Annotated in this window: 28 protein-coding genes; 12 read left to right on the top strand and 16 right to left on the bottom strand. The window is 35.3% G+C overall.

Translation table 11 applies throughout. From position 1 onward, the window contains the following. Window positions 1-76 precede the first annotated feature (76 nt). From CBW18_RS14185 to lpxK, 3 genes are read right to left on the bottom strand one after another with little or no spacing between them, the layout of a single operon-like run. Window positions 77-2089: a putative porin gene (locus CBW18_RS14185; protein ID WP_253249044.1), complete on the bottom strand. Its 2013-nt coding sequence runs from the start codon at window positions 2087-2089 to the stop codon at window positions 77-79. After that, window positions 2076-2891, bottom strand: a complete 816-nt coding sequence (locus tag CBW18_RS14180) for a purine-nucleoside phosphorylase (protein WP_088301975.1) — start codon at window positions 2889-2891, stop codon at window positions 2076-2078. Before CBW18_RS14180 ends, CBW18_RS14185 begins: the two co-directional genes overlap by 14 nt. Beyond that, window positions 2863-3927 (bottom strand): tetraacyldisaccharide 4'-kinase, encoded by a 1065-nt coding sequence (gene lpxK, locus CBW18_RS14175; RefSeq protein ID WP_253249043.1) that lies wholly within the window; start codon window positions 3925-3927, stop codon window positions 2863-2865. Before lpxK ends, CBW18_RS14180 begins: the two co-directional genes overlap by 29 nt. 330 nt (window positions 3928-4257) lie before the next feature. Here lpxK and CBW18_RS14165 point away from each other — a divergent pair, with 330 nt between their 5' ends. From CBW18_RS14165 to CBW18_RS14130, 8 genes are all read left to right on the top strand, one after another. Further along, complete coding sequence (locus CBW18_RS14165) at window positions 4258-5397, top strand: sterol desaturase family protein (RefSeq protein WP_088302019.1); 1140 nt, start codon at window positions 4258-4260, stop codon at window positions 5395-5397. 78 nt (window positions 5398-5475) lie between these two features. Next, window positions 5476-6600 carry an NAD(P)/FAD-dependent oxidoreductase gene (locus tag CBW18_RS14160; RefSeq protein ID WP_088301973.1) on the top strand — a complete coding sequence of 375 codons (1125 nt, stop codon included), beginning with the start codon at window positions 5476-5478 and terminating at the stop codon, window positions 6598-6600. Next, on the top strand, window positions 6601-7314 hold the full coding sequence (locus tag CBW18_RS14155; protein WP_088301972.1) for a methyltransferase domain-containing protein: 714 nt from the start codon (window positions 6601-6603) through the stop codon (window positions 7312-7314). After that, window positions 7311-8363 (top strand): type III polyketide synthase, encoded by a 1053-nt coding sequence (locus CBW18_RS14150; protein WP_088302018.1) that lies wholly within the window; start codon window positions 7311-7313, stop codon window positions 8361-8363. The genes CBW18_RS14155 and CBW18_RS14150 overlap by 4 nt, the downstream gene beginning before the upstream one ends. 2 nt (window positions 8364-8365) lie before the next feature. Beyond that, window positions 8366-8812, top strand: a complete 447-nt coding sequence (locus tag CBW18_RS14145; RefSeq protein ID WP_088302017.1) for a 3-hydroxyacyl-ACP dehydratase FabZ family protein — start codon at window positions 8366-8368, stop codon at window positions 8810-8812. Then, window positions 8805-10082 (top strand): beta-ketoacyl synthase, encoded by a 1278-nt coding sequence (locus CBW18_RS14140; protein WP_088302016.1) that lies wholly within the window; start codon window positions 8805-8807, stop codon window positions 10080-10082. The genes CBW18_RS14145 and CBW18_RS14140 overlap by 8 nt, the downstream gene beginning before the upstream one ends. Then, window positions 10075-10335, top strand: coding sequence for an acyl carrier protein (locus CBW18_RS14135; RefSeq protein WP_088301971.1), 261 nt, complete (start codon window positions 10075-10077; stop codon window positions 10333-10335). Before CBW18_RS14140 ends, CBW18_RS14135 begins: the two co-directional genes overlap by 8 nt. Continuing rightward, window positions 10325-10789 carry a 4'-phosphopantetheinyl transferase superfamily protein gene (locus CBW18_RS14130; RefSeq protein ID WP_088301970.1) on the top strand — a complete coding sequence of 155 codons (465 nt, stop codon included), beginning with the start codon at window positions 10325-10327 and terminating at the stop codon, window positions 10787-10789. Before CBW18_RS14135 ends, CBW18_RS14130 begins: the two co-directional genes overlap by 11 nt. 211 nt (window positions 10790-11000) lie before the next feature. Here the strand turns inward: CBW18_RS14130 and CBW18_RS14125 are convergent, their stop codons facing one another. The 13 genes from CBW18_RS14125 to CBW18_RS21425 all read right to left on the bottom strand — a co-directional run bounded on the left by CBW18_RS14125 (window position 11001) and on the right by CBW18_RS21425 (window position 21982). Beyond that, window positions 11001-11678 (bottom strand): type II CAAX prenyl endopeptidase Rce1 family protein, encoded by a 678-nt coding sequence (locus CBW18_RS14125; RefSeq protein WP_088301969.1) that lies wholly within the window; start codon window positions 11676-11678, stop codon window positions 11001-11003. 47 nt (window positions 11679-11725) lie between these two features. Beyond that, window positions 11726-11914 carry a hypothetical protein gene (locus CBW18_RS14120; protein ID WP_088301968.1) on the bottom strand — a complete coding sequence of 63 codons (189 nt, stop codon included), beginning with the start codon at window positions 11912-11914 and terminating at the stop codon, window positions 11726-11728. A gap of 18 nt (window positions 11915-11932) precedes the next feature. Beyond that, a complete protein-coding gene (locus CBW18_RS14115) occupies window positions 11933-12133 on the bottom strand; it encodes a hypothetical protein (RefSeq protein ID WP_088301967.1) in 201 nt (66 codons plus the stop codon). A gap of 88 nt (window positions 12134-12221) precedes the next feature. Continuing rightward, the gene (locus CBW18_RS14110) at window positions 12222-12530 is read right to left on the bottom strand and encodes a DNA-binding protein (RefSeq protein WP_088301966.1); all 309 of its coding nucleotides are present in this window, start codon (window positions 12528-12530) and stop codon (window positions 12222-12224) included. Between the two features lie 37 nt (window positions 12531-12567). Continuing rightward, window positions 12568-14775 carry a peptidase domain-containing ABC transporter gene (locus tag CBW18_RS14105; protein ID WP_088301965.1) on the bottom strand — a complete coding sequence of 736 codons (2208 nt, stop codon included), beginning with the start codon at window positions 14773-14775 and terminating at the stop codon, window positions 12568-12570. A 71-nt stretch (window positions 14776-14846) separates the two neighbouring features. Continuing rightward, window positions 14847-16007, bottom strand: a complete 1161-nt coding sequence (locus CBW18_RS14100) for an HlyD family secretion protein (RefSeq protein WP_088301964.1) — start codon at window positions 16005-16007, stop codon at window positions 14847-14849. A gap of 904 nt (window positions 16008-16911) precedes the next feature. After that, entirely contained in the window at window positions 16912-17103 is a 192-nt protein-coding gene (locus CBW18_RS21280; protein ID WP_371566871.1) for a hypothetical protein, read from the bottom strand. 290 nt (window positions 17104-17393) lie between these two features. Further along, on the bottom strand, window positions 17394-17792 hold the full coding sequence (locus CBW18_RS14090; protein ID WP_088301962.1) for a hypothetical protein: 399 nt from the start codon (window positions 17790-17792) through the stop codon (window positions 17394-17396). 187 nt (window positions 17793-17979) lie between these two features. Next, a complete protein-coding gene (locus CBW18_RS14085; protein WP_088301961.1) occupies window positions 17980-20109 on the bottom strand; it encodes a peptidase domain-containing ABC transporter in 2130 nt (709 codons plus the stop codon). Further along, the gene (locus CBW18_RS14080) at window positions 20099-20623 is read right to left on the bottom strand and encodes a peroxiredoxin (RefSeq protein ID WP_088301960.1); all 525 of its coding nucleotides are present in this window, start codon (window positions 20621-20623) and stop codon (window positions 20099-20101) included. Before CBW18_RS14080 ends, CBW18_RS14085 begins: the two co-directional genes overlap by 11 nt. 23 nt (window positions 20624-20646) lie before the next feature. Then, window positions 20647-21297, bottom strand: coding sequence for a hypothetical protein (locus CBW18_RS14075; RefSeq protein ID WP_088301959.1), 651 nt, complete (start codon window positions 21295-21297; stop codon window positions 20647-20649). A gap of 363 nt (window positions 21298-21660) precedes the next feature. Then, complete coding sequence (locus tag CBW18_RS21430; RefSeq protein WP_172406537.1) at window positions 21661-21810, bottom strand: hypothetical protein; 150 nt, start codon at window positions 21808-21810, stop codon at window positions 21661-21663. 10 nt (window positions 21811-21820) lie between these two features. Further along, the gene (locus CBW18_RS21425; protein WP_172406536.1) at window positions 21821-21982 is read right to left on the bottom strand and encodes a hypothetical protein; all 162 of its coding nucleotides are present in this window, start codon (window positions 21980-21982) and stop codon (window positions 21821-21823) included. Window positions 21983-22368: 386 nt separating this feature from the next. Here CBW18_RS21425 and CBW18_RS14070 point away from each other — a divergent pair, with 386 nt between their 5' ends. The 4 genes from CBW18_RS14070 (at window position 22369) to CBW18_RS14055 (ending at window position 26679) form a co-directional block, all read left to right on the top strand. Then, window positions 22369-23778 (top strand): S41 family peptidase, encoded by a 1410-nt coding sequence (locus tag CBW18_RS14070; protein WP_088301958.1) that lies wholly within the window; start codon window positions 22369-22371, stop codon window positions 23776-23778. A gap of 125 nt (window positions 23779-23903) precedes the next feature. Beyond that, complete coding sequence (locus tag CBW18_RS14065; protein ID WP_088301957.1) at window positions 23904-24104, top strand: hypothetical protein; 201 nt, start codon at window positions 23904-23906, stop codon at window positions 24102-24104. A 122-nt stretch (window positions 24105-24226) separates the two neighbouring features. Continuing rightward, entirely contained in the window at window positions 24227-25624 is a 1398-nt protein-coding gene (locus tag CBW18_RS14060) for a S41 family peptidase (RefSeq protein ID WP_088301956.1), read from the top strand. A gap of 2 nt (window positions 25625-25626) precedes the next feature. After that, entirely contained in the window at window positions 25627-26679 is a 1053-nt protein-coding gene (locus CBW18_RS14055; RefSeq protein WP_172406535.1) for a sensor histidine kinase, read from the top strand. Window positions 26680-26986: the final 307 nt, after the last annotated feature.

The following is a 26986-nucleotide window of genomic DNA, read 5'->3' as shown; positions in this document are numbered from 1 at the left end:
GAAATAGTATTTAATGGCCTTGTATCAAGGAGCATGAAGAAGCTGCTGATCTACTACAGTCAACACGATTAATTTGCTAGTCGTAAAAATTCCAGCTTACACCAAACTTCAATAAAGCATCCTGCATAGGATAGCGGTTAACAGTATAGTAACCCGGCACAAACAAACCCTGGTTAATAAAGTCGTATTTAATAAACAGGTTGGCCCTTTTTAAATTGGCTTTCAGGAAAACATCAACAATGGGCGTAGATTGGTAAACCGTACTGCTGCCCACATAAAACTGCGCAGTGGCTGGCGAATATGAATAATTGGCATATTCAGAATTGTAGCGCACATCAAAACCAATATTTGCCTTAAGTACCTTAAAAAAGGTATTGTTCAGGTAAAAACTGTTATAGGTATAAAATTCAGGGGTTCTTAAGATTTCATTCCGGTCTGTTTTTTGGTAAGCCAGATAATTTTCTAAAACAAATTTGCCAAACCGCCACTTTTTGGAAACATCAAACCTGATCAGGCTGATATCTCCATCTACCTGCTTTGGCGCGATGGCATTGGTACCGTTACTGTCATCCATACCAAAATATAAATAATTGCTGGTTAAAAAATACTTCGCTCCTGCTGTAAAATCATATTTGTCATTGATAAACTTGAATGAAAGGTTAGCGATTTTGGTATTCTTAAAGCCTGTATTATCCCAGCGGTAATGGTTACCATGATAATAGTTAAAAAGTTGTGAGGGAGACTGGTTCTGAGCATAAGCACCCAATTCTATCCTCCCTACCGATTTACTCAAAAGGATTTTAGTTTTGGCTTCATATAAATAATCACCGGCATTTTCGCCCTGTAGAATCTGCTGTAAATCCAGGTTAAAATCAATGTTATTAGAGAAGCGATAACCAGCAGACCCTAAAACAGTAATGTTCTGATAAGAAAACTTGCTTTCTTCGTAGGTAAGTCCATTGGGTTTAAAACCTAAAAACCTGTGCTGGTAATAATCATGACGAATCCCGGCATCAATTTTTAGCTCATTTTTAATTACTGTTGATTTTTTTGGACGTAAGAAGAAACTGTAAATAAATTCATTTTTAAGGTGTTTTACCTTAGTTGAATCATTGGTAAAACTAGCATCTGCCAATCCAGGTGGCATTACATTATTTACATCCAGCTCATTCTTAAAAAAACTGTAATTGTCGCTATTATATTCTACGGTATAGGTTACTTTATTGGTTGGTAAAACGGCATTATTAACATTTGCTGAAGTATCAATCCGGCCCACGTAATAGGTTTGCCTTAAAAACAAAGTATTTTTGCGGTATAAATTCCTGGCTGTATTTAAGTTAACGGCTTCTGCAGTCCTTTCAATTTTCTGATAACCTGGCTCAAATATGTTGGGGTTGGTGTTCGAACCATTTTCATATGCCCGCATGGTATTAAAAATAACGGATGCCCACATATTATATCGCTTACTGGGAGACTGGTACCATGAAAATACGGCAACATTTAAATTATCACCCCGCTCCCTACGGTAAAAACCACGTGAATCGCCACGGTTAAAATTAACACCAACATTCCAGTTTTTTTTAATGTTCTGACTGTGGATCATTTTAAACAGCTGCTCTTTTTGTCCGGCACTGATCAGGTATAAACTCGAATATGGTGCCCTGGCCTGATAATACACAATATCATCCGGAGTTAAAGCGTAATAATCTAAAGAATGAAAACCTACGTCAAAGCCAATTCTTTTGCTTGGCTCATAAAGCAAAGGCCTGGCAGAAAGCCCCATGTTTCCATTATTGATGGTTGGGTGTTCCGGCTGTAAAAGCGGGCTATAATTCTGGATATTTGTAGTAGAAGTATCAAGCGGCAGCAATACGATACTGTCTTTACTTAAGCCGAGTTTGGTATAACGGATAAATTTAGCCGTATAGATAATCGAGTCTTTACTATCCAGTTTTTTCCTGATGGAATCTGCTTCCGTTTTATTATTAATGCTTGTTTTTAAATCCTGTGCAAAAGTTTTGTTAATGCCGGTAAGCAGTAAGATGAAAAGAAAAATTTGAGCCAGTTTACCCATCTTACAGTTCAGCAATTAGGCGGGTTAAAATTTCGGTCATTTTAGGCTCTGCCTTTGCAGCAGCAGCTAAAATCTCATCCAGGTTAAAGGGTTGTAAATCTTCCGGGAAACCTTCATCTGTCAGCACAGAAATGGCAAACACCGGCAAGCCTGCGTGGTTGGCAACAATTACTTCGGGTACAGTGCTCATGCCTACAGCATCTCCTCCTATTAAACGAAGGTATTTATATTCTGCCTTGGTTTCCAAATTCGGACCTGAAACGGCTACATAAACGCCTTTATGGCATTTTATATCTACTTCTTCAGCAATCTTTAAGGCTTTTGCAATGACATCACGTTTGTAAGGTTCACTCATATCCGGAAAACGCGGACCCAATGAACTTTCAATTAAGCCCCGTAAAGGGTTATCCGGCTGAAGGTTGATGTGATCTTCAATAATCATTAAATCGCCTTTTTTAAACTCGGGATTCAGTGAGCCTGCGGCATTAGAAACAATTAAGTTTTCAATACCCAATCCTTTCATTACCCGAACCGGGAAAGTAATTTGCTGCATGCTATAGCCTTCATAATAATGCAGACGCCCTTGCATGGCGACTATTTTCTTACCGTTTAAGGTTCCAAAAATTAACTTACCGCTATGAAATTCTAAAGTAGAAATAGGGAAATTCGGAATATTCGAGTACATCAGCTGATGTTCGATTTGTATTTCCTTCACCAGGCCACCTAAGCCAGTGCCTAAAATAATACCAATTTCGGGCTTAAAGTTCTCGGTTTTACGTTTGATGTATTCAACGGTTTCTTCTATTGCTCTTAACATAGTTTAAAATAAGTTCATCAAAGGTAATCTTATCTTCCTCAAATAATTCAACCTCGATGGGTAAAAAATATACCGGTAAATTTACCAGTAAATCTTTAAATCCCGCAGCTTTTAAACGTTTGCTATCCTTTTCTGTTGTGATGATGATTTTTTCTTTTCTATTACCCGATTCATAAGCTGATTTAAACTTTTTGATATCATCCGTTTTAAAGGCATAATGATCAGGAAATTTTTCGTGCTTAATGGTTTTCGTATATTTCTCCAGTTCCTCAATTAAAGGATCCGGATTGGCAATACCGGTTAATAAATATATTTCAAAATCCCTGATTGTTTCCAGCGAACGTTGCTCTTCTGTATACAGCTGTTTCAGATCACCATATTTCAGGTAACTATGCAGTACTTTCTGGGTATTATTGGGTTGCAGTTCATTTATGGAAGCCTGTTGGGCAACATGTAACAAAGGCACCGGAGATTTGGTGACCAGTAAAACCTCGGCCCTTTTCCGTGAAGAAAAAACATCTCTTAAGTTTCCGGCGGGAAGTAAAAACTGTAGGGTTCCCAGCTTGCGGAATTCAAAAAGCAATATATTCAATCCTGCCTTAACGGGGCGATGCTGAAATGCATCATCCAGGATAATGAGGTCATGACCATCTTTTAATTTTTCGATGCCCTTAATCCGGTCCTCACAAACGGCCACGGTGATGCCCTCAAACTTCTGATAATACTGTAAAGGTTCATCGCCGATGCTTTTTGCAGTTGCCCGGTCATCAGCCAATATAAATCCTTTCGTTTCCCTTCCATATCCCCTGCTGAGTATGGCGATTTTATAACCTGCCAGCAAGCGCACCAAATATTCTGTGGTTGGTGTTTTCCCTGAACCACCAACGGCCAGGTTACCCACGCAGATTACAGGCAAATCAAATTTAACTGAACTTATAATACCCCAATCATACAGTTTTTTACGAAGCGTAATGGCAATCCCATAAATAAAAGAAAAAGGCAAAAGTAAAAGGCGCAAATAATTAAGTAGCATCATGATGTGTTCAAAATTACTGATTATTTAAAAAAGAAAAGTACCGCGTTATGGCGATGCCTATTAAAGCAACCCCAATCCAACAAAAAATGTTTTTCCAAATGTTTAGCTGATTTGCTGAAACTGATTTATTCAGAGACAGCATGAAAGTCTGTTTATAGAAAAATTTATCTGCAACATACCGCGCAAGAAACATTTTATAAAACGATGTCTCAACATCATGAATATTTTACTGGACAGAGAAATCTGATGAGGTTAAAAAATAATCTGATGCAAAACTTTACGTAATTGGCCCGTATTTTTATTATCATTGTTATCATCAAATGCAGCATCATGTCTCCAAATAAACGTTTAGTAGTTGGCCAGGGCCAGATCAGTGGCTATATTTCTATATTCCTTGCCGTTTTAGTTCTGCTTGGGATATTGTGTTTTCATTACCCCGAGAAGCTGACTACTCCAGAATTTAGAGAGATTTACACTAAAGACAGTATGGAAGTCTTAATGCTCGGGGGCGTAATTGCTTCATTCTTTTTCGCTGCTTTAAGTATTATTTTAAGCAAGAAACTTAAATGGGGCTGGCCGGGTTTCGCACTGGCGGCGCTGGCGGTTATCCTGGGTGCCTTGAGTGTAGAAGGTAGGGATGTAGCCAAATCAGGCTGGCATTTTGGCCTTGACTGGATGATTCTGGATTTACTGCTGATGGTTGCTATTTTTGTTCCGCTTGAGCTATTCTTTCCAAAGAACAATGAACAAACCAAATTTCATGAAGAATGGCGTACCGATTTAACCTATTTTGTCATCAGCCATTTGTTTATCCAGTTTTTCGGAATCATTACCCAAAAGCCTGCTGTGTTATTTTTCGGCTGGATGGGATTAGATAAATTACATACCTGGGTACAAGGCCTACCTTTCATCGTGGCCTTATTTCTTGCCTTTTTTACTACAGATTTATTTCAATACTGGGCGCATCGCTTTTTCCATACCCGTGTGGCGCTGTGGCGTTTCCATTCCATCCACCACTCTACACAGCATATGGATTGGCTGGCCGGTAGCCGAACCCACTTTATTGATATCTTTTTTACCCGGGCCATGACGTTCATTCCTTTGTACGTCCTTGGTTTTTCCTCAACAGTGTTTAATGTGTACATCATTTTTATCGCCATCCATGCTGTATTGATCCATGCGAATACCAGAATTAATTTCGGGCCGATTAAATATATTTTTACTACGCCGCAATACCACCATTGGCACCATTGTGAAGATCCTAAATATTACGGACATAATTTCGCATCTATTTTCCCCTTTATCGATATGATGTTCGGAACCTATTATTTGCCGAAAAATGAGTGGCCTGCGGGTACAGGCGTACATGAGGCATCATACCCAAAAGGATTTGTCAAGCAATCCATTTATCCTTTTACCAAAAGTCCGTTTGATACTGACTTAAATATGGAGGAAAGAAGCGACAGATAAGTTTGATCGATCGCTTTCGTTTAGCATTTGATTGATGACTTCAAACATTCTTCATTTAATTACCTTAAATTGCGGAATATGTTTGATGCCGATGTGATGATTATTGGAGGAGGCCTTGCCGGGTTGGTGAGTGCCATTCATTTATCGCAGGCAGGCAAGAGGGTAATTGTGATCGAAAAAAATAACTATCCGCATCATAAAGTTTGCGGTGAATATGTTTCGAATGAGGTATTGCCATATCTTACCACCTTAGGCGCAAATCCGGCCATTTTAAATCCAGCAAACATTACTAAATTTGAAATGAGCACACCAAAAAGTGCCCTGGTACAAGCTGATTTACCTTTAGGTGGCTTTGGGTTGAGCCGTTTTTCATTTGATCATTTCTTACAGGAAAGGGCAAAACAATCAGGTGCGATCCTTATCCACGACACCGTTGTAGAAGTAGTTTACGAGGATGAAATCTTCACCGTTGTAAGCAAAGATAATCGCTACAAAAGCCGCATTGTAATTGGCGCCTATGGCAAAAGATCAAACCTGGATCTTAAACTGGAACGTCCTTTTATAAAAGAAAAATCTGATTGGCTGGCTATAAAAGCACATTATACAGGTGATTTCCCAAACGATCTAGTTGCGCTGCACCATTTTAAGGGTGGCTATTGCGGGGTATCAAAGGTAGAGCATCACTTCATTAATATCTGTTACCTGGTTAACTACGCTTCCTTTAAAAAGTATAAGAATATCAAAGAACATCAGGAAAATGTATTGTTTCAAAATCCACATCTGAAAATGATCATGGAAAACAGCACCCTGCATTTTGATGTGCCAATGAGTATCAGTCAGATTTCCTTTGAACAAAAAGAATGCGTCAGAAACCATATTTTAATGGTTGGCGATACTGCCGGATTGATTCATCCGCTCTGCGGCAACGGAATGGGCATGGCCATCCACGCGGCCCAAATCGCCTGTACACTAATTTTAAAGTTTTTAAATGGAGAAGTGACCACACGAAAAAATCTGGAAAATGCCTATACAGCCGAATGGAAACTTCATTTTAATTCGAGATTAAAAACCGGGAAGCTCCTTTCAGGGTTACTAAGAAAGGAAGGCCTGTCTGAATTTTTAATCAATGGTTTGGCTAAATTCCCGGCACTTTTGCCTGAAATCATCAAACGTACACACGGAAAACCCATAACAATAAATTAAATGCCGGTAAACACCAGAACCAGAAGCAATGAACCCGAACTGATGGATGATTTTGCACTTGAGGGGGAGATATTGAGGGATGCACTTGACAAAATTGCCAGCATAAATAAACTGCTGGGCGGAAACAATGTAACCCTGCATGGTGTTAAAACTTTAATTACTCACCTGCACACTCAGAAAGAAATATCCATTCTGGACGTAGGTTGCGGAAACGGCGATATGCTGAGAACATTGGCAGACTACGGACAGAAAAACAATATAAACTTTAAGCTGACGGGTGTTGATGCAAATGCTTTCACCATCAAACATGCTGAGGGCTTGTCTGTAGCTTATGAAAATATCAGTTATGACTGTGTTGATATTTTTAGCGATGCGTTTAAAACTAAAGATGTCGATATCATTTTATGTACATTAACCTTGCACCATTTTAAGGATAACGAAATTTTAGCCTTAATGCATGCATTTCAGCAGCAGGCTAAACTTGGCGTTGTAATTAATGATTTACACCGCAGCAAACTGGCCTATTATTTATTTGATGCGATATGTTTTGTATTCAGGCTGAATGACATGTCAAGAAAAGATGGACTGGTTTCTATTTTAAGAGGGTTTAAAAAAACTGATCTGCAGCGATATTCATCCACATTAAAATTTAAAAATTTCAGCATCCGGTGGAGATGGGCTTTCCGTTACCAGTGGATTATAAAATCAATATGAGCGTAAAAATTAAAGCCGTTAGCAAAGCCTTACCACCTTTTAACCGTGCCACTGAAGAGATTGTACCGTTTCTGGATGCCTGGCTAACCGGGCAGGACGAAAGGTTTATCCGGAAAGTGAAGAAGATTTTCGAAAATGCAGCGGTTGATAAACGCTATTCGTTCATGTCGCCGGAAGAGGTTTTTAGTGATGCTTCATTTGAAGAAAGAAACAAAATCTATATTAGAGAGGGGATTAAACTGGGTACGCAATGCCTCACTGATGCTTTGGAAAAAGCCAATTGGAAACCCGGAGACCTGGACTTTCTGATTACGGTGAGTTGCACCGGGATTATGATCCCATCTTTGGATGCTTTTTTAATCAACGAATTAAAACTCCGTCAGGATGTTGTTCGCCTTCCGGTAACCGAAATGGGTTGTGCTGCCGGTGTTTCAGGAATGATTTATGCCAAAAACTTTTTAAAGGCAAACCCAGGCAAAAGAGCAGCAGTTGTTGCTGTGGAATCACCAACGGCAACTTTTCAGTTAAACGATTTCTCCATGACCAACATTGTAAGTGCAGCTATTTTTGGTGATGGTGCAGCTTGTGTGTTATTATCTTCACATGAAGAAGATGAAGGGCCTGAAATTATCGCCGAAGAAATGTACCACTTTTACGATGCGGAACACATGATGGGTTTTGACCTCACCAATACTGGTTTAAAAATGGTTTTAGATATTGAAGTTCCGAATGCGATAGAAGCACATTTCCCGGATATTATCCATCCTTTTCTGGCTAAGCAAAACCTGAAAATTGATGACATTGACTATTTAATCTTCCATCCGGGAGGAAAAAAAATTGTACAGATGGTAGAGGCGTTATTTGGTGCACTCGGAAAGAATATTAATGACACCAAAGAAGTTTTGCGCCTCTACGGGAACATGAGCAGCGCAACTGTATTATATGTTTTAGAACGTTTTCTGGATTCAAAACCTGCCAAAGGAGAAAAAGGCTTAATGCTGAGTTTTGGTCCGGGGTTTTCAGCACAAAGAATTTTAATCGAATGGTAAAAATGACAAGCAAAGAAATAATAACCCTACTGCCCTATTCAAAGCCATTTCTTTTTGTTGATGATATCGAAAGCATCAACGAGGATGGTGTAAGAGGTTCTTTTACTTTTGATCCGGAACTAGATTTTTACAAAGGTCACTTTAAAAACAACCCGATCACACCTGGCGTTATTTTAACGGAAACCATGGCGCAGATTGGCCTGGTTAGCCTGGGGATTTTTTTGCTGTCGGCTAAAGAAGAGGACTTTAATGGTCAGGTGGCGATGACATCTACCAATGTTGAGTTTTTACGACCTGTTTTTCCGGGAGAGAAAGTAAGCGTTGTTTCAGAAAAAATATATTTCAGGTTCAATAAACTGAAGTGTAAAATCACCATGCAGAACCTGGCTGGAGATAAGGTTTGCTATGGGGAACTGGCCGGGATGTTTATCAAAAATGCCAATGGATAATCGAGTCGTCATTACCGGGATGGGTGTAGTTTCACCAAATGGCATTGGGTTAGATCAGTTTCTATCCGCCATACAAAATGGTACTTCAGGGATTAAACACCAGCAGCTTTTAAGCGACCTGAAATTTTCCTGTCAGATTGCCGGCTTACCAGACGTACCTGCTGAACTTGCTGCTCAATACTTCAGCCCTTTAGAATTGCGTAATTTTAACAGCACGGGCATTTTATATGGCGTAATCGCCGGCATGGATGCCTGGAAGGATGCAGGATTGCCTTTAAATGATACAGATGAGCCCTTCTGGAATTATGGAATGGTTTTCGGTGCCGGCACTTCCGGAATTGACCGCTTCAGGGAAGCCATTTACACCATTGATAAACTCGACATCAGACGCTTGGGCAGTACCGTGGTGGCACAAACCATGAACAGTGGGGTAAGTGCATACCTTTCAGGAAAAATAGGACTGGGAAATCAGATTTCCACCAACTCATCCGCCTGCTGTACCGGAACAGAAAGTTTATTAACGGCTTTCGAAAGAATAAGGAGCGGGCAGGCAAGCGTAATTCTCGCTGGTGCCACCAGTGATAGTGGTCCGTACATTTGGGGCGGTTTCGATGGTATGAAAGTGTGTACTTACAAGCACAATGATAGCCCTGAAAAAGGTTCACGACCAATGAGTGCCACCGCAAGTGGTTTTGTACCGGGAGCTGGCGCAGGTGCTTTGGTGGTAGAATCATTAAGCCATGCCAAAGCAAGAGGGGCAAAAATATATGCCGAAATTTTGGGTGGACATGCCAATTCCGGCGGACAAAGGGGGGCCGGAACCATGACCGCGCCTAACTCAACTGCGGTTCAAAGGTGTATCAGTAAAGCGATTGAAAATGCAGGGGTGTCCACGGATGAAATCGATGCCATCAACGGGCATTTAACAGCTACCGCGATGGATGCATTGGAAATTAAAAACTGGACAACTGCACTGAATAGGAAAGGGATTGATTTCCCTTACATTAATGCTTTAAAAGGAATGACAGGCCACTGCTTAACGGCATCTGGCAGTATAGAATGTGTAGCCTCCGTGCTGCAAATCCATCATAATTTTCTTTTTCCAAATGTAAATTGTGAAGATTTAAACCCCGCCATTACGGCGTTAATCGATGCAGAAAAAGTTCCGCAAAAAATGAAATCAATAAAAATCAATACCTTAATTAAGGCGAGCTTCGGTTTTGGCGATGTAAATGCCTGTATTATTTTCAAAAAATACGCACATGAGTAACGAAGAAATTATCCATAAACTAAAACCAATCATCACCACTTATGCACCGGCTTCCGCGGCATTGGAAAACCTGAGCGAAGAGTCTGATTTTATCAAAGATTTAAACATCAACTCAGCCAATTTGGTAGACATCATCTTAGATGTAGAAGAGGCATTCGGCATCAACATTGATAACGCCTCTATGGAAAAAATGTTAACTGTGAAGGCTTCCATTGAAGTGATAAAAGAAAAACTAAGCGAAATTGATCGGTAACGATATTGTAGATTTAGATTTAGCGAAAGTACAAAGCAACTGGCGACGTAAAGGCTATCTGGATAAAATTTTTTGTCCAAGCGAACAAACCTTAATTGCGACCGCAAACTGTGCTGATGAAATGGTTTGGCTCTTATGGAGCATGAAAGAAGCGGCTTACAAAATACATAATCGTAAAACAGGTATTCGAAATTTCGCCCCGGCAAGCCTGGCCTGTAAACTGACTTCTACTCATGCAGAAGTTAATGGTTCGGTTACTGTTGATGGCCAGGTGTATTTCACGAAAACGAGTGTTTTGCCAAATTATGTGCATACGATTGCTGCTCCGGTTTGTGATCAGCTTAGTAAAATCAGCATCGCCATTTATTCACAACCCCATCACCCAGCGGATTATAAGAGTATGGCTCCCGGCTGTGTAAGCCATCATGGGCGGTATCTGGCTTTGGTGTATTAAAAATAAGAATTGTTAAGTAGGCAATTGAATATTATATATTAATGCTATTGTCTAATTATTAGCAGAACTCATTTAAAAAATGTTATTAATTTTCCGAAGAAAAGCCCTGAGTAAAGCCAAGAAGAAAATCCCTCCTGTTTAAAAACAAATAACAAACAATTACTGCTATGATAATGAGAAGTATAATCTTGATTATCTTTTTTTTCATATTTTAAGTACTAAATTTTATTAATAAAATAATTATGTGAGGTAAGTTAAATATTATATGAAAAAGACAGCCCAACCAAAAATTACATTTTATTCTAATATAACTAAGCATTAGTCCTACAAAAATTTGTGGAATAATTAATACCATACAAATACCTAAAGAATTGAAATTTAAGGGCAGAAAATTCAAGATATGCATCAAGCCAAAAAGAATAGCCGAAAAATAAACCAATAGCCTAAAGCGATTTCTATTTAACCATAAATTAATTAAAACTAACAAAGAAAAGCCAATAAATATTAGTTGTGAGGTATACTCTTTATGTGCCAAAAAGTTGGCAATAATTATTCCTATCAACAAGATGCAACTCAATGCATTATGTATAAATTTAGGGCGTAATGGTAAACGAAAAATTGTTTCTTCTACTAATGGCATTAAAAGTAAGATTCCAATTAGTGCGGGCAAACCATACTTATTAAGTATTATCTGCTCATTAGAATGTAGATTTGTGAAGGGATTTTCAAGTCCAAACCGACCTAAAATTTCTGCGAGAAAATGACAAATCAAACTAATTAAAAATATAATAATTAAGCCTGAAAGAAATGTCTTTATTATATTTAAACCAGATTTTTTATCATCTGGATTTTGTAAAAAACTAAAGATAAGTTTTATAGTTTTTAGCATAATTATTTAATAAATAGCTATTCGGTTAGTCCGAATAGCTATATTTTTTAAACCCAGGGTAATAATAAAGCAGCGGCCAAATCTACAGCAGCAAAAGTTGCATGACCAATAACATAGCCTGATTTTTGTGCAAATGACATCTGATCCCAATTTTTAGGTAATTGATTACCACCATTTATATCCAACAAATCATTTTGATTAAGCTGAATAACAGAATATTTATCTAATCTTTTCATTTTTCTTAAATTAAATAATTAATCATATTTATCATGAAATCCACCTGCAAGTCCTTGAGCGAAACCTACTCCGAATTCCAAACTGCTACTTAGAGCATAAGCTGGTGCCAATATCGTTTTTACAAAGAAATCTCCAATAGCACTACCACCATTTTCATTTTTCATCTCTCTAGCATTCATCTCCTGAACACCAAAATTCTCTAAATGTAATTTTTTCATTTTTTATATTATAATAACTTTACCTACTCATTTAAGGCTTTTCGGTTTACGCCTTCGTTGCAACACCACTAAATTACTTTTGTCCACTCTACAAAAAAAGGAGTGGATAATGATTTTGATTTAAAAAACCTGCATTTATACTGATTAACTCCTGTGGTTTCAAGACCATAAAATCAGCCCTGATGTTTACTTCAAATGCCTGGGTATAATAATACGTTTGCAGCTGACGCGAATATTCAATTGGCGCCCCCATCAGCTTTAATTCTTCCAATACCACATATAATCTTGAGGTAGATATCGATAATCTTTTCGCAAAATTTTCTGGAGTACCTGTATGACTTTCTTTAATCAATTTATGTATGATCTTGATGCGGTCAATATATTCTAGTAGTTTCATAAGCGTTTAGTTTAATCCTGTTATTTGAGTCAAATCATTAGGATATAATTTTAGAATTGACAAATTCCAGGGATGGTGTTAACAGGCTGGTCAAATCATCATCGCCAAATTGTTGTTTCCATAAATTTGCATAATGACCATTTGCAAAAATCATTTGGGTGTGGCTTCCCTCTTCTACCACTTTACCTTTATCTAAAACAATAATTTTATCTGCATTTTTGATGGTGGTTAGCCGGTGTGCAATGATAATGATCGTTTTATTTTGCTTCCTTAATAAATCTATTGTCCGTTGAACATATTGTTCTGAAGCAGAATCTAATGATGAAGTAGCCTCATCCAAGATTAAAATCTCAGGGTTACGGTACAAAGCCCTGGCAATGGCAATGCGTTGTTTTTGTCCGCCGGATAAGGAAGCCCCGTTTTCACCGAGATAAGTCTGAAAACCTTCAGGCAGTTCTTCAATAAATGACATAATGCCCAATTGCGAACAAATGTTGATGATGCGTTGCATATCCGGTTCATAATCACCAACTGCAATATTATCCACAACATTGCCTGCAAAAAGATCTATTTTTTGAGGCACCACACTTAACAGGTTCCTAAGCGAATGATTGTTTAAGTATTTAATGGCATTAATCCCGATAAAAATATTTCCCGACTGAATGGGATAAATATTCTGAAGCAATGACATTAAGGTGGATTTGCCCGAACCACTTTCGCCAACTATGGCTGTAAACGACCCCGCTTCGATATGCAGATTCAGGTCTTCGAAAACATTAACGCGACTTCCGTAGCGAAAAGCAACATGTTCAAAGCGAATGTTTCCCATTAATTCTTTGGTGAGGTGAACACTTGAGGTATCCTGCTCCACTTCAAGATCCATAATTTCGAATAAACGATCTGATGCAATGATCGCATCCTGTATGGCTTTATTGGCGCCGATTAAGGATGCGGCCGGTCCTGTGAAGTAGCCAATTAAAGTATAAAAAGAAAACAATTCACCGGGTGTAATTTCGCCATCTAAAACGTAGCCCGCTCCTACCCATAACAGGATAATGGTGAGTAACCTGGCAATCACCTCGGTTGATGTTCCGGAGAAAACACCATTCATTCCTGATTGATAAATGGTTCTAAGCAAGGATACAAAATGTGTTTCAGTTTTTTCATTGGTGAAACGTTCCAGGCCGAAACGCTTAATGGTGGCTACATTATTTAATCCTTCTACCAGCTGCGATTCCAGATCTGCAGATTCTTCCATCAGCTTTCTCTGGATTTTTTTATTGAGCTTATTGCTTATAAAGTAAATCAGTAGATAAAGTGGAATGACCACCAGCATCATTAGCGCCAGTTTCCAGTAATAACTGAACATAAGCAGAAAGGAGAAAATCACGATGAATACATTCACCACCAAGTTAATGGAAACATCGTTAATGAAAGCCCTGATCTTTACCGCATCATTTACCCTCGAAATAATTTCGCCTACACGCATGGTGTCGAAAAACTGTTGCGGCAATTTTAAAAGATGCTTGTAATATCCTAAAATTAAGCGGGCATCAATTTGCTGTCCGGTACGGATGGTAAAAATGGTTTTAGCCGTGCCAATAAATAATTGAAGCAATAAGATGGCAATCATGGCCATACTCATCACATTCAGCAAATTCCGGTTGCCATCTACCAAAACATGATCCGTTATTTTCTGCACAAAAATGGAGGTAGAAAGGCCTAGAATCGTATACATTAAAGCACCAAAAAGCGCCTGCACAGCAATTGTTTTATGGGGCTTAATCAAATTCCAGAACCGGCTACCCGTATCTACCTTTTCATTTCCTTTTTTAAAACTCTCATCAGGCAGCATTAAAACCAATACTCCAGTCCATTCTGCCGCAAACGCTTCCATGGTTTTGCGGTGCATCCTGCCATCACCGGGATCCATTATTTCTATGTATTGATCTGTCGCCTTATAAATCACCACATAATGCTGTAATTGCTTCTTCAACACCACATGCGCAATGGCAGGCAATGGGATTTTCATTAAACTATCAGCCTGGCCGCGTACCCCCTTTGCCTCGAAACCGAGTTTAACGGCGGCTTCTGTTAAACCCAATACATTGGTTCCTTTCTGATCGGTACTGGCCAGTTGTCTGATTCGTGCAACAGGCATTTTTAATTGATAATGAGCGGAAACAGAAGCCAGGCATGCCGCTCCGCAATCGGTAATATCACGTTGTTTAATTAAAATAGACATTAGATTTCAGATGTGAGATATGAGAATGTTTAATTCAGGCTTTTTAGTTATTACCATTTAGCTTTCTTCTTTTAGCGTTTGGCTCCATTCGGATTCAGCCAGTCATCAACCTGATCATAGAGCAATTGATACAAGCTTCTTTTGGCAATGGTAAACCGCGCACTAAAACTCATTCCTTTTTTTACCTGACCTTTATAACCATTTTTTAACTGGAGGTAGTCTTGATTCAGCTTACACTTTACTTTGAAGTATGGGTTTTGGTTAATCATCACAATATCGTCTGAAATATCTGTAACTACTCCTTTAAGCAAACCCCATTGGTTATAGTTAAATGCATCGATCTGAAACCTGGCTTCCTGGCCTTTTTTAATCAAGCCAATGTCTGAAGATTTAATGTAATTGATGGCCAGCAAAGCACTATCAGGAGAGATCTCTCCGATCTTCTGCCCGGCAGAAACGAAAGATCCCGTCTGCAAGCCCGATAATCCTTGAACAGTACCATCAATATGGGCAGTAAGTTGATATAACTTTTCCTGTTCCGTGAGCTGAACCATTTGATTATCCAGGTCCTTTAGTTCCTTTCTGTATTGATTGGCCTCTGTTTGCCATTGCGTTTTATATTTCCTGGCCACGAGGTTAAAATCAGAAAGTGCCTGGTCGTAGTTAAATTTATACTGCTCGTATTCAGCCTGTGTAACGACTTTCTTTGCAAAAAGAATCTCATATCTGGCATAAATCTGGTAAGCCTGATTTTTAGCGTTCAATGCATTCTGGGTTTGCTCCATAAACTGCTGCCAGCTGGCTGTATATAAGCCGGTGTGCAGTGCAGGTAAACCAGCACCGCTTAAATCGACTTTTTTTAACAGGAGCGTAGCATCGTTTAACAAATCACTTAATTCATTTGTACGACTACTTAAAATCATTCCCTGCTTTTCCTGAAGCGTAGGATCTATATTTAAAAGAAGGTCTCCCTTTTTTATTTTTTTGTTATCAGTTAAATTGATCATTGTAATTTTACCAGACACCGGTGCCAGCAATTCATTTTTCTCTATATTACTTTGTAATGAACCACTTCCTTTTACGCTTACCGTGGTATAAACAAATGGCAAAGCAGATAAGGCCATAACAATTGCCAGGAGGGTCACGGAATAAATAATCTGGGTGCTCACTTTCGTCTGATGTAAAAAAACCAGCACATTGTTCTGCAAATCTGTCTCTTTCTCGACGGCCATATGAATTACAATAATTTAGGGGCAATTTTATATTTAATTTGTGAAGCAACAAAATTGATACACCAAAGGGCAGATTGTAGGGATGAATAGTGAACAGGTAAATAAATGGCATCACCTGCCACTCAACCTATAAGGTTATTGTAAAAATCAGCTATAAACAAAAAAAACAGCTGTATATGCTGGTTTTAAAATCGATTATTTATCAAAGCCAATCTAAATCTGGATGATCGCTGCTGCTGATGATTAAAAATTGAGTAATATTTATGAATGTGTTAGAAAGTAAAATGCCTTTCCTAAAAACAAACCAGCAGGAAGAGACAGTAACATGACACCGCATGCTAAACACAGTATATTTATAACAAATAGGCTCTTTTTTTCAACATGGTGGCTTAACATCGCAAAAAAAGGAATAACCGTTAATATTAAGGCACAAAATCATACGTTATACATATAAAGTGAATACTAAAAGTTGGTATGAGTTACGCCCATCTTCAGTCTATTTCTGCTTTTCCAGTAATTATTTCTTTTTCTGGTTACGGATGTGTGCAATCATCATTCCATATGAAATAATGATTAAACCTCTATTTAATTCTTTGTCAGCTACTTTGAATATAACGTTAACAAGCAGCAAAACAACAAAAAATACACATCCCCAAATGGGAAGGGAGATTTTATTTAATCTGAACATAGACAATCATTGAGTATTATCATGAATAGCTGGTTACTTAAAAAAGTCATGAAGGCCCGCTTGTAATCCATGCAAAAATTCTATTCGGTGATCATAAAGAAAGATAAAAAGGAGACCTACTATAAATAGCATGTTGATTAATACTTCATTTTTACTGATCAGTGTATTTTTCATAAAATTTCTGTTTTATTTAAATGATTATCATTACTTAAATTACTATCCAACAAATAGAAAACCATATAAGTTATATAATGCATGCACCATAATCACCAGTAGAATTGCATAAAATTCATTTTTCAATCGATATACTTTCAGGTAAAGGGTATTAAAGAATAGTCCGTTAAAAAATGTGGCCACTACATAAAGCCAATTGTACCAATGCCCTTGCGAAAAGGCAAATGACATGATAACAATTACAATATATATATTTTATTTTTAAAAGTAGTATAAAACGGTATAAAAAAAACTGAAATATTAATGTCTCAATTATAGGTGCAAAAATAACCGCTATAAAAAAGATTTTATTCTCATATATTTTTTCAAACTGATCATTATTAAGTTTAAAATACAGGATATTTAAATAGTTAAATACATAACCACTTAAAATATTTGCAAAAAGAGAAATAAAAAAATATTTTGAAATTTTCTTGTTTACAGACTGTATTTCGATCATTCTTTATTCCAAACAGACTATTAGATTAATACGATTTGTTAATATCAAATTCACCATATTGACCCTCAGTAACTTTTTTAGAACTGAATGAAATCATTTTATAGTTTTTAGCAGTGATCTTTTTTAATTTTTTATTGAAAAAGATTTCATCAGCAAATATGTCAAAGTTTCCACATGTAAATTTAGCACTACCATATAGAGAAATAAGAGATTTATCTTTACTTAACTTTGTAGAATCCTTGGCCGACCATTTGACTAAACGATCTACATTCTGAAGCATATTAGTATTCATTGAAACAAATAGTTTAGATCTCGATCCATAATCAGATGTTTTTTTTTCAGTAAATCCAGTTAAAACTATTACAAGCAGGATTAAGCTTGATGCAGCAAAAAATAAAATTGTTTTTTTGATAATTAATTTCATAATATTCTTATAGTTAATAAATAATCAAATTATAGTATACAAGTCCAATTTACTAAAGTTTTATACCCTACTCATTAAAGGCTTTCGGGTTTTCGCTTCTGTTGGCCTAACATGATACAAGTATTGAATTTATTTTATTAAAAATAAATTCAATACACCAACTGGCAGATTTTAGGGATGAAAAATGTTAAATTAATTCATTAACCAGTACTTTAGCAGCGACCTTCTCTTCAATTACATATTTTAAATCGGCGATTAGTGCCGTACTTTCTTTATGCGTAATTAGAAAAATCCCCATATTATTTTTTAAAGATAAAAGCAGGTTTAAAATAAATTGTTCCATTTTTGGATCAAGTGATGCTGTTGGCTCATCAAGCAAAAGTAATTGCGGCTGATTAAAGAGAGCCCTTATCAAGCCTATAATCTGTTTTTGTCCGCCGGAAAGATTTAAACCTTCTTCTCCAACCCTGGTAGCCAATCCTTGAGGAAACTGGCTGAAATAATTTTCTAGGCCATATAATTTACATAAGTTAAGCACTTGCTCAAAATCACTTTGCTTACTACTCAAACAAATATTTTCGATAATGCTGCAATTAAATAATTTAATATCCTGAGGTACCACACCAATTACACTACGCCATTTTTTTGCAGAAATATTTTTTAGCTCAAACTTTCCATTAACCAAAATAAAGCCTTTTTCCTGAACATAAAATTTTTGTAGAATTTGTATAAGTGTACTTTTACCACACCCGCTTTCTCCCAGTAGTACCGATATTTTTCCTTTAAATATTTCTATGTTTATTGCATTTAATAATATTGTTCTTCCAGCAAACCTAAAACTCAAATCTCTCATTTCCAATTGATCAAACAGGTTATCCCATTCATCTTCTGCAATTAAAAGATCACCATCATTTTCTGGTGCTGTATCTGCAAATTCGTATATTCTGTTAAAGGCTACAATAGCCTCCTGAATCTGCAGGTTTGTTAACATTAATCTGGTACAAGATGGTATAATGCTGATTGCAATAGACAATATTGCCATCATTTCACCAATCTTTAATTGGTGATGCAAGGTTAAATAGGAAACCTGTGCAATAATTAACACAATAATTATGGAAGCAAACATTTCTACAAATAAGTTAAATTGGTTGCTCGTTTTACCCAATATGTAATTTTTGAGCTGAAAATTTGAAAAATAACTGATTGATCTATGGATAAAATCGGCCTCTTTATTTAACACTTTAAGCACGCTAATCCCTTGTATAACATCAATATAATTACTTTCATTAGCGGAATAGGATGCCATTGCCTCCGTATTTTGTGTCAAAATTTTCTTTTTGAATTTAAAAGTGATCAACCCCATTAATGGAATTGCAGTCAATGTGGTAAGTGCTATACCATAATGGTAGTGAAAAAGATAAACTGAAGATACGATTACAATTAAAAAATCAATTACAAAACTTCCACTTAAAAAAGAGACACTACGCTGAATGCGTTGGGTATCATTCAATCTTGAGATTAAATCACCAGTTTTTCGGGTATCAAAAAATAGTTTGGGCAGATATAATAATTTTGAAATAAAATTGCCTGTAATCCGCTCATTAAAATCTTTGGTTTGTTTGAGTAAAAAGAGTTGCCTTAAAAAGGCTATCATGGATTTTGCAATTAACAAACAAAGTAAAATGATTAAGCCACTTATCATTTTATTTACTTGATTCTTCGGAATAATCTCATCAACCAGTTTTTGGGTAAATAATGCAGTAGATAGCCCCAAACTTGCAATGATCACACCTAAAAATATAGAAGCTAATAAAATGTTTGAATCCTCGTTAAGTACATTTAAAAACCATTTAAATTTCTGCTTTTTTTTATGTTGAGAGGATAGAAAACTTTCAACTGGTTTCAGTGTCAAAAGAATTTTTGATTCCCAATATGTAGATAACGTTTCCTTACTCCAATACTCTATCCCTTTTGCCGGATCGCCAATAATAAAAACTTCTTTTTTATCATCATACCTATAACAAAGTACATAATGCTCCATCGCATTATTTAATTTGATATGCAATAAGCACAATTCCTCTAATACCATTAAATGCTGTAGTTCCGCTTCAAAGGCTTCAGCTATTAAATCTACCTTAGCAGCACCCTCGCACAGACCTTGTAAAGTGGTACCATTTCCATCAGTACCGCTTACTTTTCTTAAATGCTCTAAATTACTGCTTCCCCCAAAATAGTGTACAGCAGAAAGCAAACAAGCCACACCACAATCACTACTGTCATGCTGTAATACCAGTGTTTTACTAGCCTTACTTTTCATGATCTAAATATTTAAGTACTGCAGATACCTTCACCTCACCGGTATATTCTTTTACCAGCTGACGCTGCTTATTATAAATGTAAACAGAGGGCGTAACAGATTTACCAAACCATTTATAAAAATTGTATTCTTTATCGTAAAGCCAGGTGATAAAAGCATAATTATTTAATTGATGTGTATTAATAAATTGTGCTGTTTGTTCAGGCATATTGGTCGAAACCATCACCACCTGAACTTTTTCAAATGCTCTAATATGCTTCCTAATCTCTTTAGCTTCGTAATCACAATGCTCACAATCTGCATTATAATAAAAAATGCATACCGGAACATCTGGTTGCAATTGCGTAGCACTAAATTTTTTAAGGTTTTGACCATAAAATTGAAAAGCAGGTAGCAATTGCTTCTGATTTGCTATGACTTTGTTGTTGTTATACTTTTCCAGAATTTTAAAAGCCAATAACCCGGCAAGGCAAAAGGCTAAAATGCCTATCGCTAGAATTATTTTTTTCTTCATAAAAATTAAATAAGGAGATATTACTAAATTGCTGGGTTAAGAGAAATACTAATAAACATAATGCAGACTACCCACAAAATTAATGCTGGTATATAACCTGAAAATACCACCCGAATGCCTTGATTAAGATCTGTATTTAAAGCTTGCTTAATGCCACCGGCCAATAAAATCCAATACAGGATTTCGAAAACATTAAAAGTTTGGAAAGGATAAATTAATAATTGAGGTAAATTTTCTTGCTTAAATAAGTTCAGTGCGGAAAGCGGATAAAATTGTTGTACTTCGGTTATTGTATAATCAGTTTTAAAGATCAGAAACCAACAAAGTTTAAATAATTGCGGTAATAAGAAAACAAACTCAGCTGTTAACGCAATTTTAAAGGTGATGCTAAATTTTAATTTAGCGTTGTTTAAGAGTAAACCAACTTGTAAACATAACCCAACTATAAAATTTTTAAGCAACAACCATAATGGTATAAATAGAAAAGCTATCCAGCTGTATTTCAGTTGCGTTTCAAAAAGTTCATCAATACGGATTGTTTCTAACTGACTCTGATAACTATTATAGTAAATATCACGAGTAAATAAATAGTGGCTAAAGATATAAGTAATTGAAATACTGATTATGGCTATTGTTAATAGCAAAACCCAGAATGATAGTTTCAGTTTGATCATAATATTTATCTTTTTTAAATGGGGGTTTCTAAGACGTATTATTAAAGTCTTGTATTGAGGATTTAATAAAAAATTCCAGAGGTATTATAGCACCTCTGGAACAGCTAAACATTTAAATCTTATATAAAAAAAAACCTAATGAGAATAGCATGAAACTACATAGCAAACAAAAATTAATGTCTCTTACAGTTTTGTTAATACTATTCTTATCAACTACCAATCCCACCATGCAAATTACTAATCCTACACTGAAAAATATATCTGAAAAATATCCTAGATAATATGCAAATGTTAACAATAGAATAAATAATAGGCCAAATCCTGTAGTTCTATTAAAAGAATTTTTTTTCATAAACTAAACTTTTAAAGAGAAGACACATAGCAGGCAGCACCAATTACTAACCCTATACCTGATATAGGTGAGGTTAATAAATAATACCCAGCTACACCCCAACATTCTCTTGGCCCAGAAGCCTTTACTTTTTCTAAATCGGATAATTCTAACTTTTTCATATTCATAATATTATAAATCATACAATGCACAACCAATAGCGAATAATGCTGCAGTTCCACCTAACGGTGCAAAAAGAAAAGATGCTAATCCTAGACCTGCTGCTGTTAGATTGCAATGCTTGACACTACCACCATTAATGGTTTCAATTTTTTCTAATTCTAACTTTTTCATTTCGTTTAATTTAAATTTTAATTCCTACTCATTAAAGGCTTTTCGGATTTCCGCCTCTGTTGGCCTAACATGATACAAGTATTGAATTTATTTTTCCGAGCCTGAAAAATAATACACCAAATGGCATTTTATAAGGACACGACACCTAATATAGTTACAAAAACAACTACATGATTATAACTGGGTATATTGATATATTGCTTTAGAATCCATTGACACGCTGTTTTAAAAAAATGAAAACTCTTTTGATCAAAATAGTTTGGTACATAAAAAGGTAGTATTCATCAATAGTTTTTGTTAGCTACGACAATGTTTTATATTTTTAACCACAAAACAAACTAATAAGTTAGCCTACACAAGCTCACTTACTCATCATTAATGTTTATATGAAAAAATTACTAGGCTTTTTCTTTTTGATGTTTACTGTTACATGCCTTAAAGCCCAAAACTGCAACTGTGGAGATAACTTTGCTTTCTTAACCCAAAGAATTTCCAAAAATTATGTAGGTTATACGGATAAGGTAACCCCATCAAACAGCAAACAATTTGCAAAATTCACAGATAGCCTCCAACAAATCGCTAACCGATCAAATGCATACCAGTGTTTAAGCTTATGTAGGGAATGGCTTGATTTCTTTAAAGATAAACATATTAGTTTTGGCATAGATTTCAGCAAATTCCCACCAGATGCTCTGAGAATATTTTTTTCAAACGATGAAAAAACAAGTTGGACAGAAAGCAAATTTAAATCTTATTTGATTAAAAATAAAGAGACATTAGATAGTATTGAAGGAATCTGGAATTATGGCATATATGAGGTTGGAATTGTTGAAGATATTAAACCTAAACAATTCGTTGCTTTTATAGTCAAAGCAGATTCAGTAAGATGGATGCCTCAGCAAATCAAATTTAGATTAAAAAAGAATGGTAACAAATATGAACCAATTTATTATAGCGGAGCAGATCATTCAGAACAATATCCCAAATTATCTATACAAAGAGACGTTTTAGATTTTGGCATCTATGGTAGGTGGACCAGAGGACCAAAAATTAAGCAACAATCCGTTCAAGTTACCATAAAAGAGAATCCTCCATCTTTCACTCTTCTTGACCATCAAACATCCCTTGTTAAACTTCCATCTTTTAAATCGAAATATAGAACTCAAATTGATAGTTTAATCATCAGACATAAAGCTCAATTAGATCATTGTGAACACTTAATGATTGATATTAGAGATAATTCTGGCGGCTCAACCAAGTCTTTTGAGAAATTACTACCTTATTTATATACTAATCCTATTAAAGTAGATGGCGGAGTAGTATGGGCAACCGAGGATAATATAAAAGATTGTTATGATATAGAATATCCAGATATTTCTCTTCAAAGTAAACTAAATATGAAAAAAGATGTGAAGAAATTAAGAGAACATTTAGGAGAACATTACCAACTTTATGACGAAGAGATTATTAAATTTTCAAGGATTTTAAAATATCCATCCCGGATTTCAATTTTAATAAATGATGGTACTGCCAGCAGTGCAGAGCTTTTTTTACTCAGAGCGGAACAAAGTAAAAAAGTAACTTTATATGGTCAAAATACATCCGGAGCAGTAGATTATGGGGAAATCGTATCTATAAATTTACCTTGTAAATTTTACTCATTGAATTATCCAGCTAGTAAGTCATTGCATAGTATAAAGCGCCCTTTGGATAATATTGGTATTGCGCCGAATGTTAGCATACCTGAAAGCGAAACCGACTGGATTGAGTTCATCATAAAGTATAAATCCAAATGATCGTTTACATATCTAATCCATCCGTTTCATATTCCCAAAAGGCTGTTTGGTGTAGTTTTTTTGATCCATCTCATAATAAGCTATACTTTGCATGCATACATTTAAAACACTTAAATCTAAGTCCTATGAAAACAACTAAATTAGAAAAAAGAACTATTTTCATTTTTAAAAAGAATAGCCTTAATAATTTGACACCAGAGCAAATGAAACTGATTAATGGAGGAAATCTAACAAGAGGTGGGCTAAACTTAATTCAATTAAATGAGGGCGATGGAGGAAGTCCATCTTCAAAATTATGTAATGATTTAAAAACTCAATCGATTTAATAAAAAAACCAATCTTAAAACAATCAAGTATTGTAACATCTTAATAATTAAATGCTAATTTAAGCACGCCATAACAGCTCTAATAATGATTATCAAGAACTAAGTCCCTATTAAATTATTTTATGAAATATATTTATTTTCTTCTTTTTCTTCTTTTTACAGATCCCTCTCAAGCCCAAAACTGCAATTGTTCAGATAATTTCAATTTTATGGTGAAACGTATTAAAAAGAATTATGCTGGGTATAACGATATGGTTTTAAAAAATAATCAAAAACAATTCGATCGCTTTACCGATAGTCTTCAGCAAGTAGCAAAAATAACAAACAGGGATAAGTGTATTTCTCTTTGCAAAGAATGGCTCAACTTTTTTAAAGACAGACATATGTCAATCGTATTTAATGCAAATCAACCAAAAGATTCCATTCTTAATTTTTTCGCTAAAGAAGAGAGAACAAAGTGGTCAAAAGATAATCTAAAATCATATTTAAACGCTAATAAATATTCTTTAGACAGCATTGAAGGTATTTGGAATCATGAATCAAATATTTTCAAATTAGGTATTGTCCGTGATAGTTTAATCCATGATGAGTTTATAGGTTTTACAATCAAGGCTGATGGTATATTTTGGATTCCACAACAAATTAAGTTTAAAATAAAAAAGATAAACAAAACTTATAATTTCATGTATTTTCTTGCAAGAGATCATTCAAATTATCCAGCTAAAATGATCCTTCTAAAAGACACAATTGATTTAAAAGAATTAGGAAAGTTCTACAAAAATGGTTCACCTGAGCATAACGCTCAAGTTGGAATAAATAATCCTAAATTTAAAAAACTTGATAATAAAACAGGCCTCTTAACTATCCCAAGCTTTGATATTTCATTAAGGCAAGAAACAGATAGCTTAATGCTAAAAATTGATTCAGTATTGCTCAATACAGATCATTTAATCATTGATTTACGAAATAACCATGGAGGAGCTGTTGGTGCCTTTAAAAAGATTTTACCATATATATATACCAACCCAATTCTAACTGAAAGCGCACAGGTCCTGGCTACAGATGATAATATCAAAGATGGTTTTGAAGATACATCTACTGATTTGCCACAAGATGTTCAAGATTCTTTTAAGCAAAACTTGATTAAATTAAAAGCACATCTTGGGGAGATGTATCTATTGTATCCAGTCGATACAATTAGATATACAAACATATTTAAAAAACCATCCAGAGTCTCTATCTTAATGAATAAAGAATCTAGCAGTAGTACAGAATTATTTGCATTACAAGCCAGACAGAGTAGTAAAGTTAAACTTTATGGTACAAATAGTGCAGGTTCTATTAATTATGTTGAACGTGTAGAAACACAGATGCCTTGCAAATTTTTCACATTGATTTATCCACCCACTAGATTACTCAGAGCAAATACAGAGAAAGCTAATGTAGGTATCAAACCAGATATAGAAATACCTTCTGAAGTTAAAGATTGGATTAAGTATGTTAAAGATTATAAACTATAAATTTGCATCTAAGAAAAAAAAATACAGCATTACTATATCATATTAGCTTTTGGCTAACTTATGTGATATTTGGTATAATTCTGAAATTTTCAAGGGATCCTGAGTATATATCTAATCTCAAAACGAATTTAATTTTAGATATATTTCTGATAAATCTACCTACTCTGTTTGCATTTTATGCAAGCTGGTACTCTTACTCAAAATATTTACAGCCAATAAACTTAATTAGGTTAAGTTTATCTTTACTTACAACATTTATCTTTTTTACTATACTTTGGTATCTCATCGATTACTGGATTGCTCCCAAATTAAATACTATTTATACCATTACATCAGAGTTTGAATTCATTCCATTTGTCGCATCTATACTCTATATTTTTGTACAATGGAGCTTAATAGCTTTTGGTTTTCAATACTTTAAAAAAACGCTCAAGCATGAAAAACAACTAAGGGTGTTACAAAATGAAAAGTTAGAAATTGATTATGCCTATTTAAGAGCTCAAATAAATCCACATTTTTTAAATAACACATTAAATTTTTTTTATGCCAAATCATTGCCATTATCATCGAAGTTATCAAATGGGATAATGACTTTGTCTGAGATCATGCGCTATTCATTACAGGCGAATCAAAACAATCAGTTAATGCCTTTAACTGATGAGATAGATCATATAAGAAATATTATTAGCATCAATCAATTACAAGCAAATAATAGCTTGCATTTAGATTTACGAATTGAAGGGGATATACAACATATTTTAATTGTTCCTCTAACATTGGTTATACTTTTGGAAAATATTTTAAAACATGGAGAATGTAATAATCAGGATGAAAGAGCACGAATTAATATCAAACTAGATAAAGATAATAACATCAAAATAGAGACTTTTAACAAGAAAAAGAGAGAACTAAGCGAACAGTCAAATGGAAATAGTCTCGAAAATTTACAAAAACGCCTTAAAAGTTATTATGGAGAAAATTTCAGTTTCAACATAAATGATCAAATTGAGTTTTATGAACTGAGTTTAAACATTTCTATTCATCCAATTAATTAAAAATGATTGATATATTTAATTCTCTCAAAAAGCATAGACGAATATTCTATCATATAGGTTGTTGGCTGGCTTATATTATCCTTAGCATTTTAGCTGGTTTTTTTTCTTCACCTAAAATTTATTCAACAGGCATATTCTATTTCTTTTTCACTTATTTGCCAGATATTTATGCATTTTATTTATGTTGGTGTATTTATTCCTTTTACAGTTATCCATTAAAAGCACACCATTTAACTATCAGTTTAATCTTGGCTTACTTGTCCTATGCTATTTTTTGGTATATTACGGCATATTACATTAGACCTTT

The sequence above is a fragment of the Pedobacter sp. AJM genome (assembly GCF_002197755.1).
Lineage (GTDB): Bacteria > Bacteroidota > Bacteroidia > Sphingobacteriales > Sphingobacteriaceae > Pedobacter.
Note: the sequence above shows the minus strand (reverse complement) of the source record. Positions and strands in the feature narration are given on the sequence as shown.

Excerpts from the sequence above, each read along its gene's own strand:
- CBW18_RS14115 (WP_088301967.1), bottom strand. The coding sequence starts at position 12,133 with ATGAAAAAATTACATTTAGAGAATTTTGGTGTTCAGGAGATGAATGCT.
- CBW18_RS14065 (WP_088301957.1), top strand. The coding sequence starts at position 23,904 with ATGAAAACAACTAAATTAGAAAAAAGAACTATTTTCATTTTTAAAAAG.
- CBW18_RS14080 (WP_088301960.1), bottom strand. The coding sequence starts at position 20,623 with ATGAAGAAAAAAATAATTCTAGCGATAGGCATTTTAGCCTTTTGCCTT.
- CBW18_RS14160 (WP_088301973.1), top strand. The coding sequence starts at position 5,476 with ATGTTTGATGCCGATGTGATGATTATTGGAGGAGGCCTTGCCGGGTTG.
- CBW18_RS14060 (WP_088301956.1), top strand. The coding sequence starts at position 24,227 with ATGAAATATATTTATTTTCTTCTTTTTCTTCTTTTTACAGATCCCTCT.
- CBW18_RS21425 (WP_172406536.1), bottom strand. The coding sequence starts at position 21,982 with ATGAAAAAGTTAGAATTAGAAAAAATTGAAACCATTAATGGTGGTAGT.
- CBW18_RS14070 (WP_088301958.1), top strand. The coding sequence starts at position 22,369 with ATGAAAAAATTACTAGGCTTTTTCTTTTTGATGTTTACTGTTACATGC.
- CBW18_RS14110 (WP_088301966.1), bottom strand. The coding sequence starts at position 12,530 with ATGAAACTACTAGAATATATTGACCGCATCAAGATCATACATAAATTG.
- CBW18_RS14100 (WP_088301964.1), bottom strand. The coding sequence starts at position 16,007 with ATGGCCGTCGAGAAAGAGACAGATTTGCAGAACAATGTGCTGGTTTTT.
- CBW18_RS14140 (WP_088302016.1), top strand. The coding sequence starts at position 8,805 with ATGGATAATCGAGTCGTCATTACCGGGATGGGTGTAGTTTCACCAAAT.
- CBW18_RS14180 (WP_088301975.1), bottom strand. The coding sequence starts at position 2,891 with ATGTTAAGAGCAATAGAAGAAACCGTTGAATACATCAAACGTAAAACC.
- CBW18_RS14135 (WP_088301971.1), top strand. The coding sequence starts at position 10,075 with ATGAGTAACGAAGAAATTATCCATAAACTAAAACCAATCATCACCACT.
- CBW18_RS14150 (WP_088302018.1), top strand. The coding sequence starts at position 7,311 with ATGAGCGTAAAAATTAAAGCCGTTAGCAAAGCCTTACCACCTTTTAAC.
- CBW18_RS14075 (WP_088301959.1), bottom strand. The coding sequence starts at position 21,297 with ATGATCAAACTGAAACTATCATTCTGGGTTTTGCTATTAACAATAGCC.
- CBW18_RS14145 (WP_088302017.1), top strand. The coding sequence starts at position 8,366 with ATGACAAGCAAAGAAATAATAACCCTACTGCCCTATTCAAAGCCATTT.
- CBW18_RS14155 (WP_088301972.1), top strand. The coding sequence starts at position 6,601 with ATGCCGGTAAACACCAGAACCAGAAGCAATGAACCCGAACTGATGGAT.
- CBW18_RS14090 (WP_088301962.1), bottom strand. The coding sequence starts at position 17,792 with ATGAAATTAATTATCAAAAAAACAATTTTATTTTTTGCTGCATCAAGC.
- CBW18_RS14105 (WP_088301965.1), bottom strand. The coding sequence starts at position 14,775 with ATGTCTATTTTAATTAAACAACGTGATATTACCGATTGCGGAGCGGCA.
- CBW18_RS14165 (WP_088302019.1), top strand. The coding sequence starts at position 4,258 with ATGTCTCCAAATAAACGTTTAGTAGTTGGCCAGGGCCAGATCAGTGGC.
- CBW18_RS14125 (WP_088301969.1), bottom strand. The coding sequence starts at position 11,678 with ATGCTAAAAACTATAAAACTTATCTTTAGTTTTTTACAAAATCCAGAT.
- CBW18_RS21430 (WP_172406537.1), bottom strand. The coding sequence starts at position 21,810 with ATGAAAAAGTTAGAATTATCCGATTTAGAAAAAGTAAAGGCTTCTGGG.
- CBW18_RS14085 (WP_088301961.1), bottom strand. The coding sequence starts at position 20,109 with ATGAAAAGTAAGGCTAGTAAAACACTGGTATTACAGCATGACAGTAGT.
- CBW18_RS14120 (WP_088301968.1), bottom strand. The coding sequence starts at position 11,914 with ATGAAAAGATTAGATAAATATTCTGTTATTCAGCTTAATCAAAATGAT.
- lpxK (WP_253249043.1), bottom strand. The coding sequence starts at position 3,927 with ATGATGCTACTTAATTATTTGCGCCTTTTACTTTTGCCTTTTTCTTTT.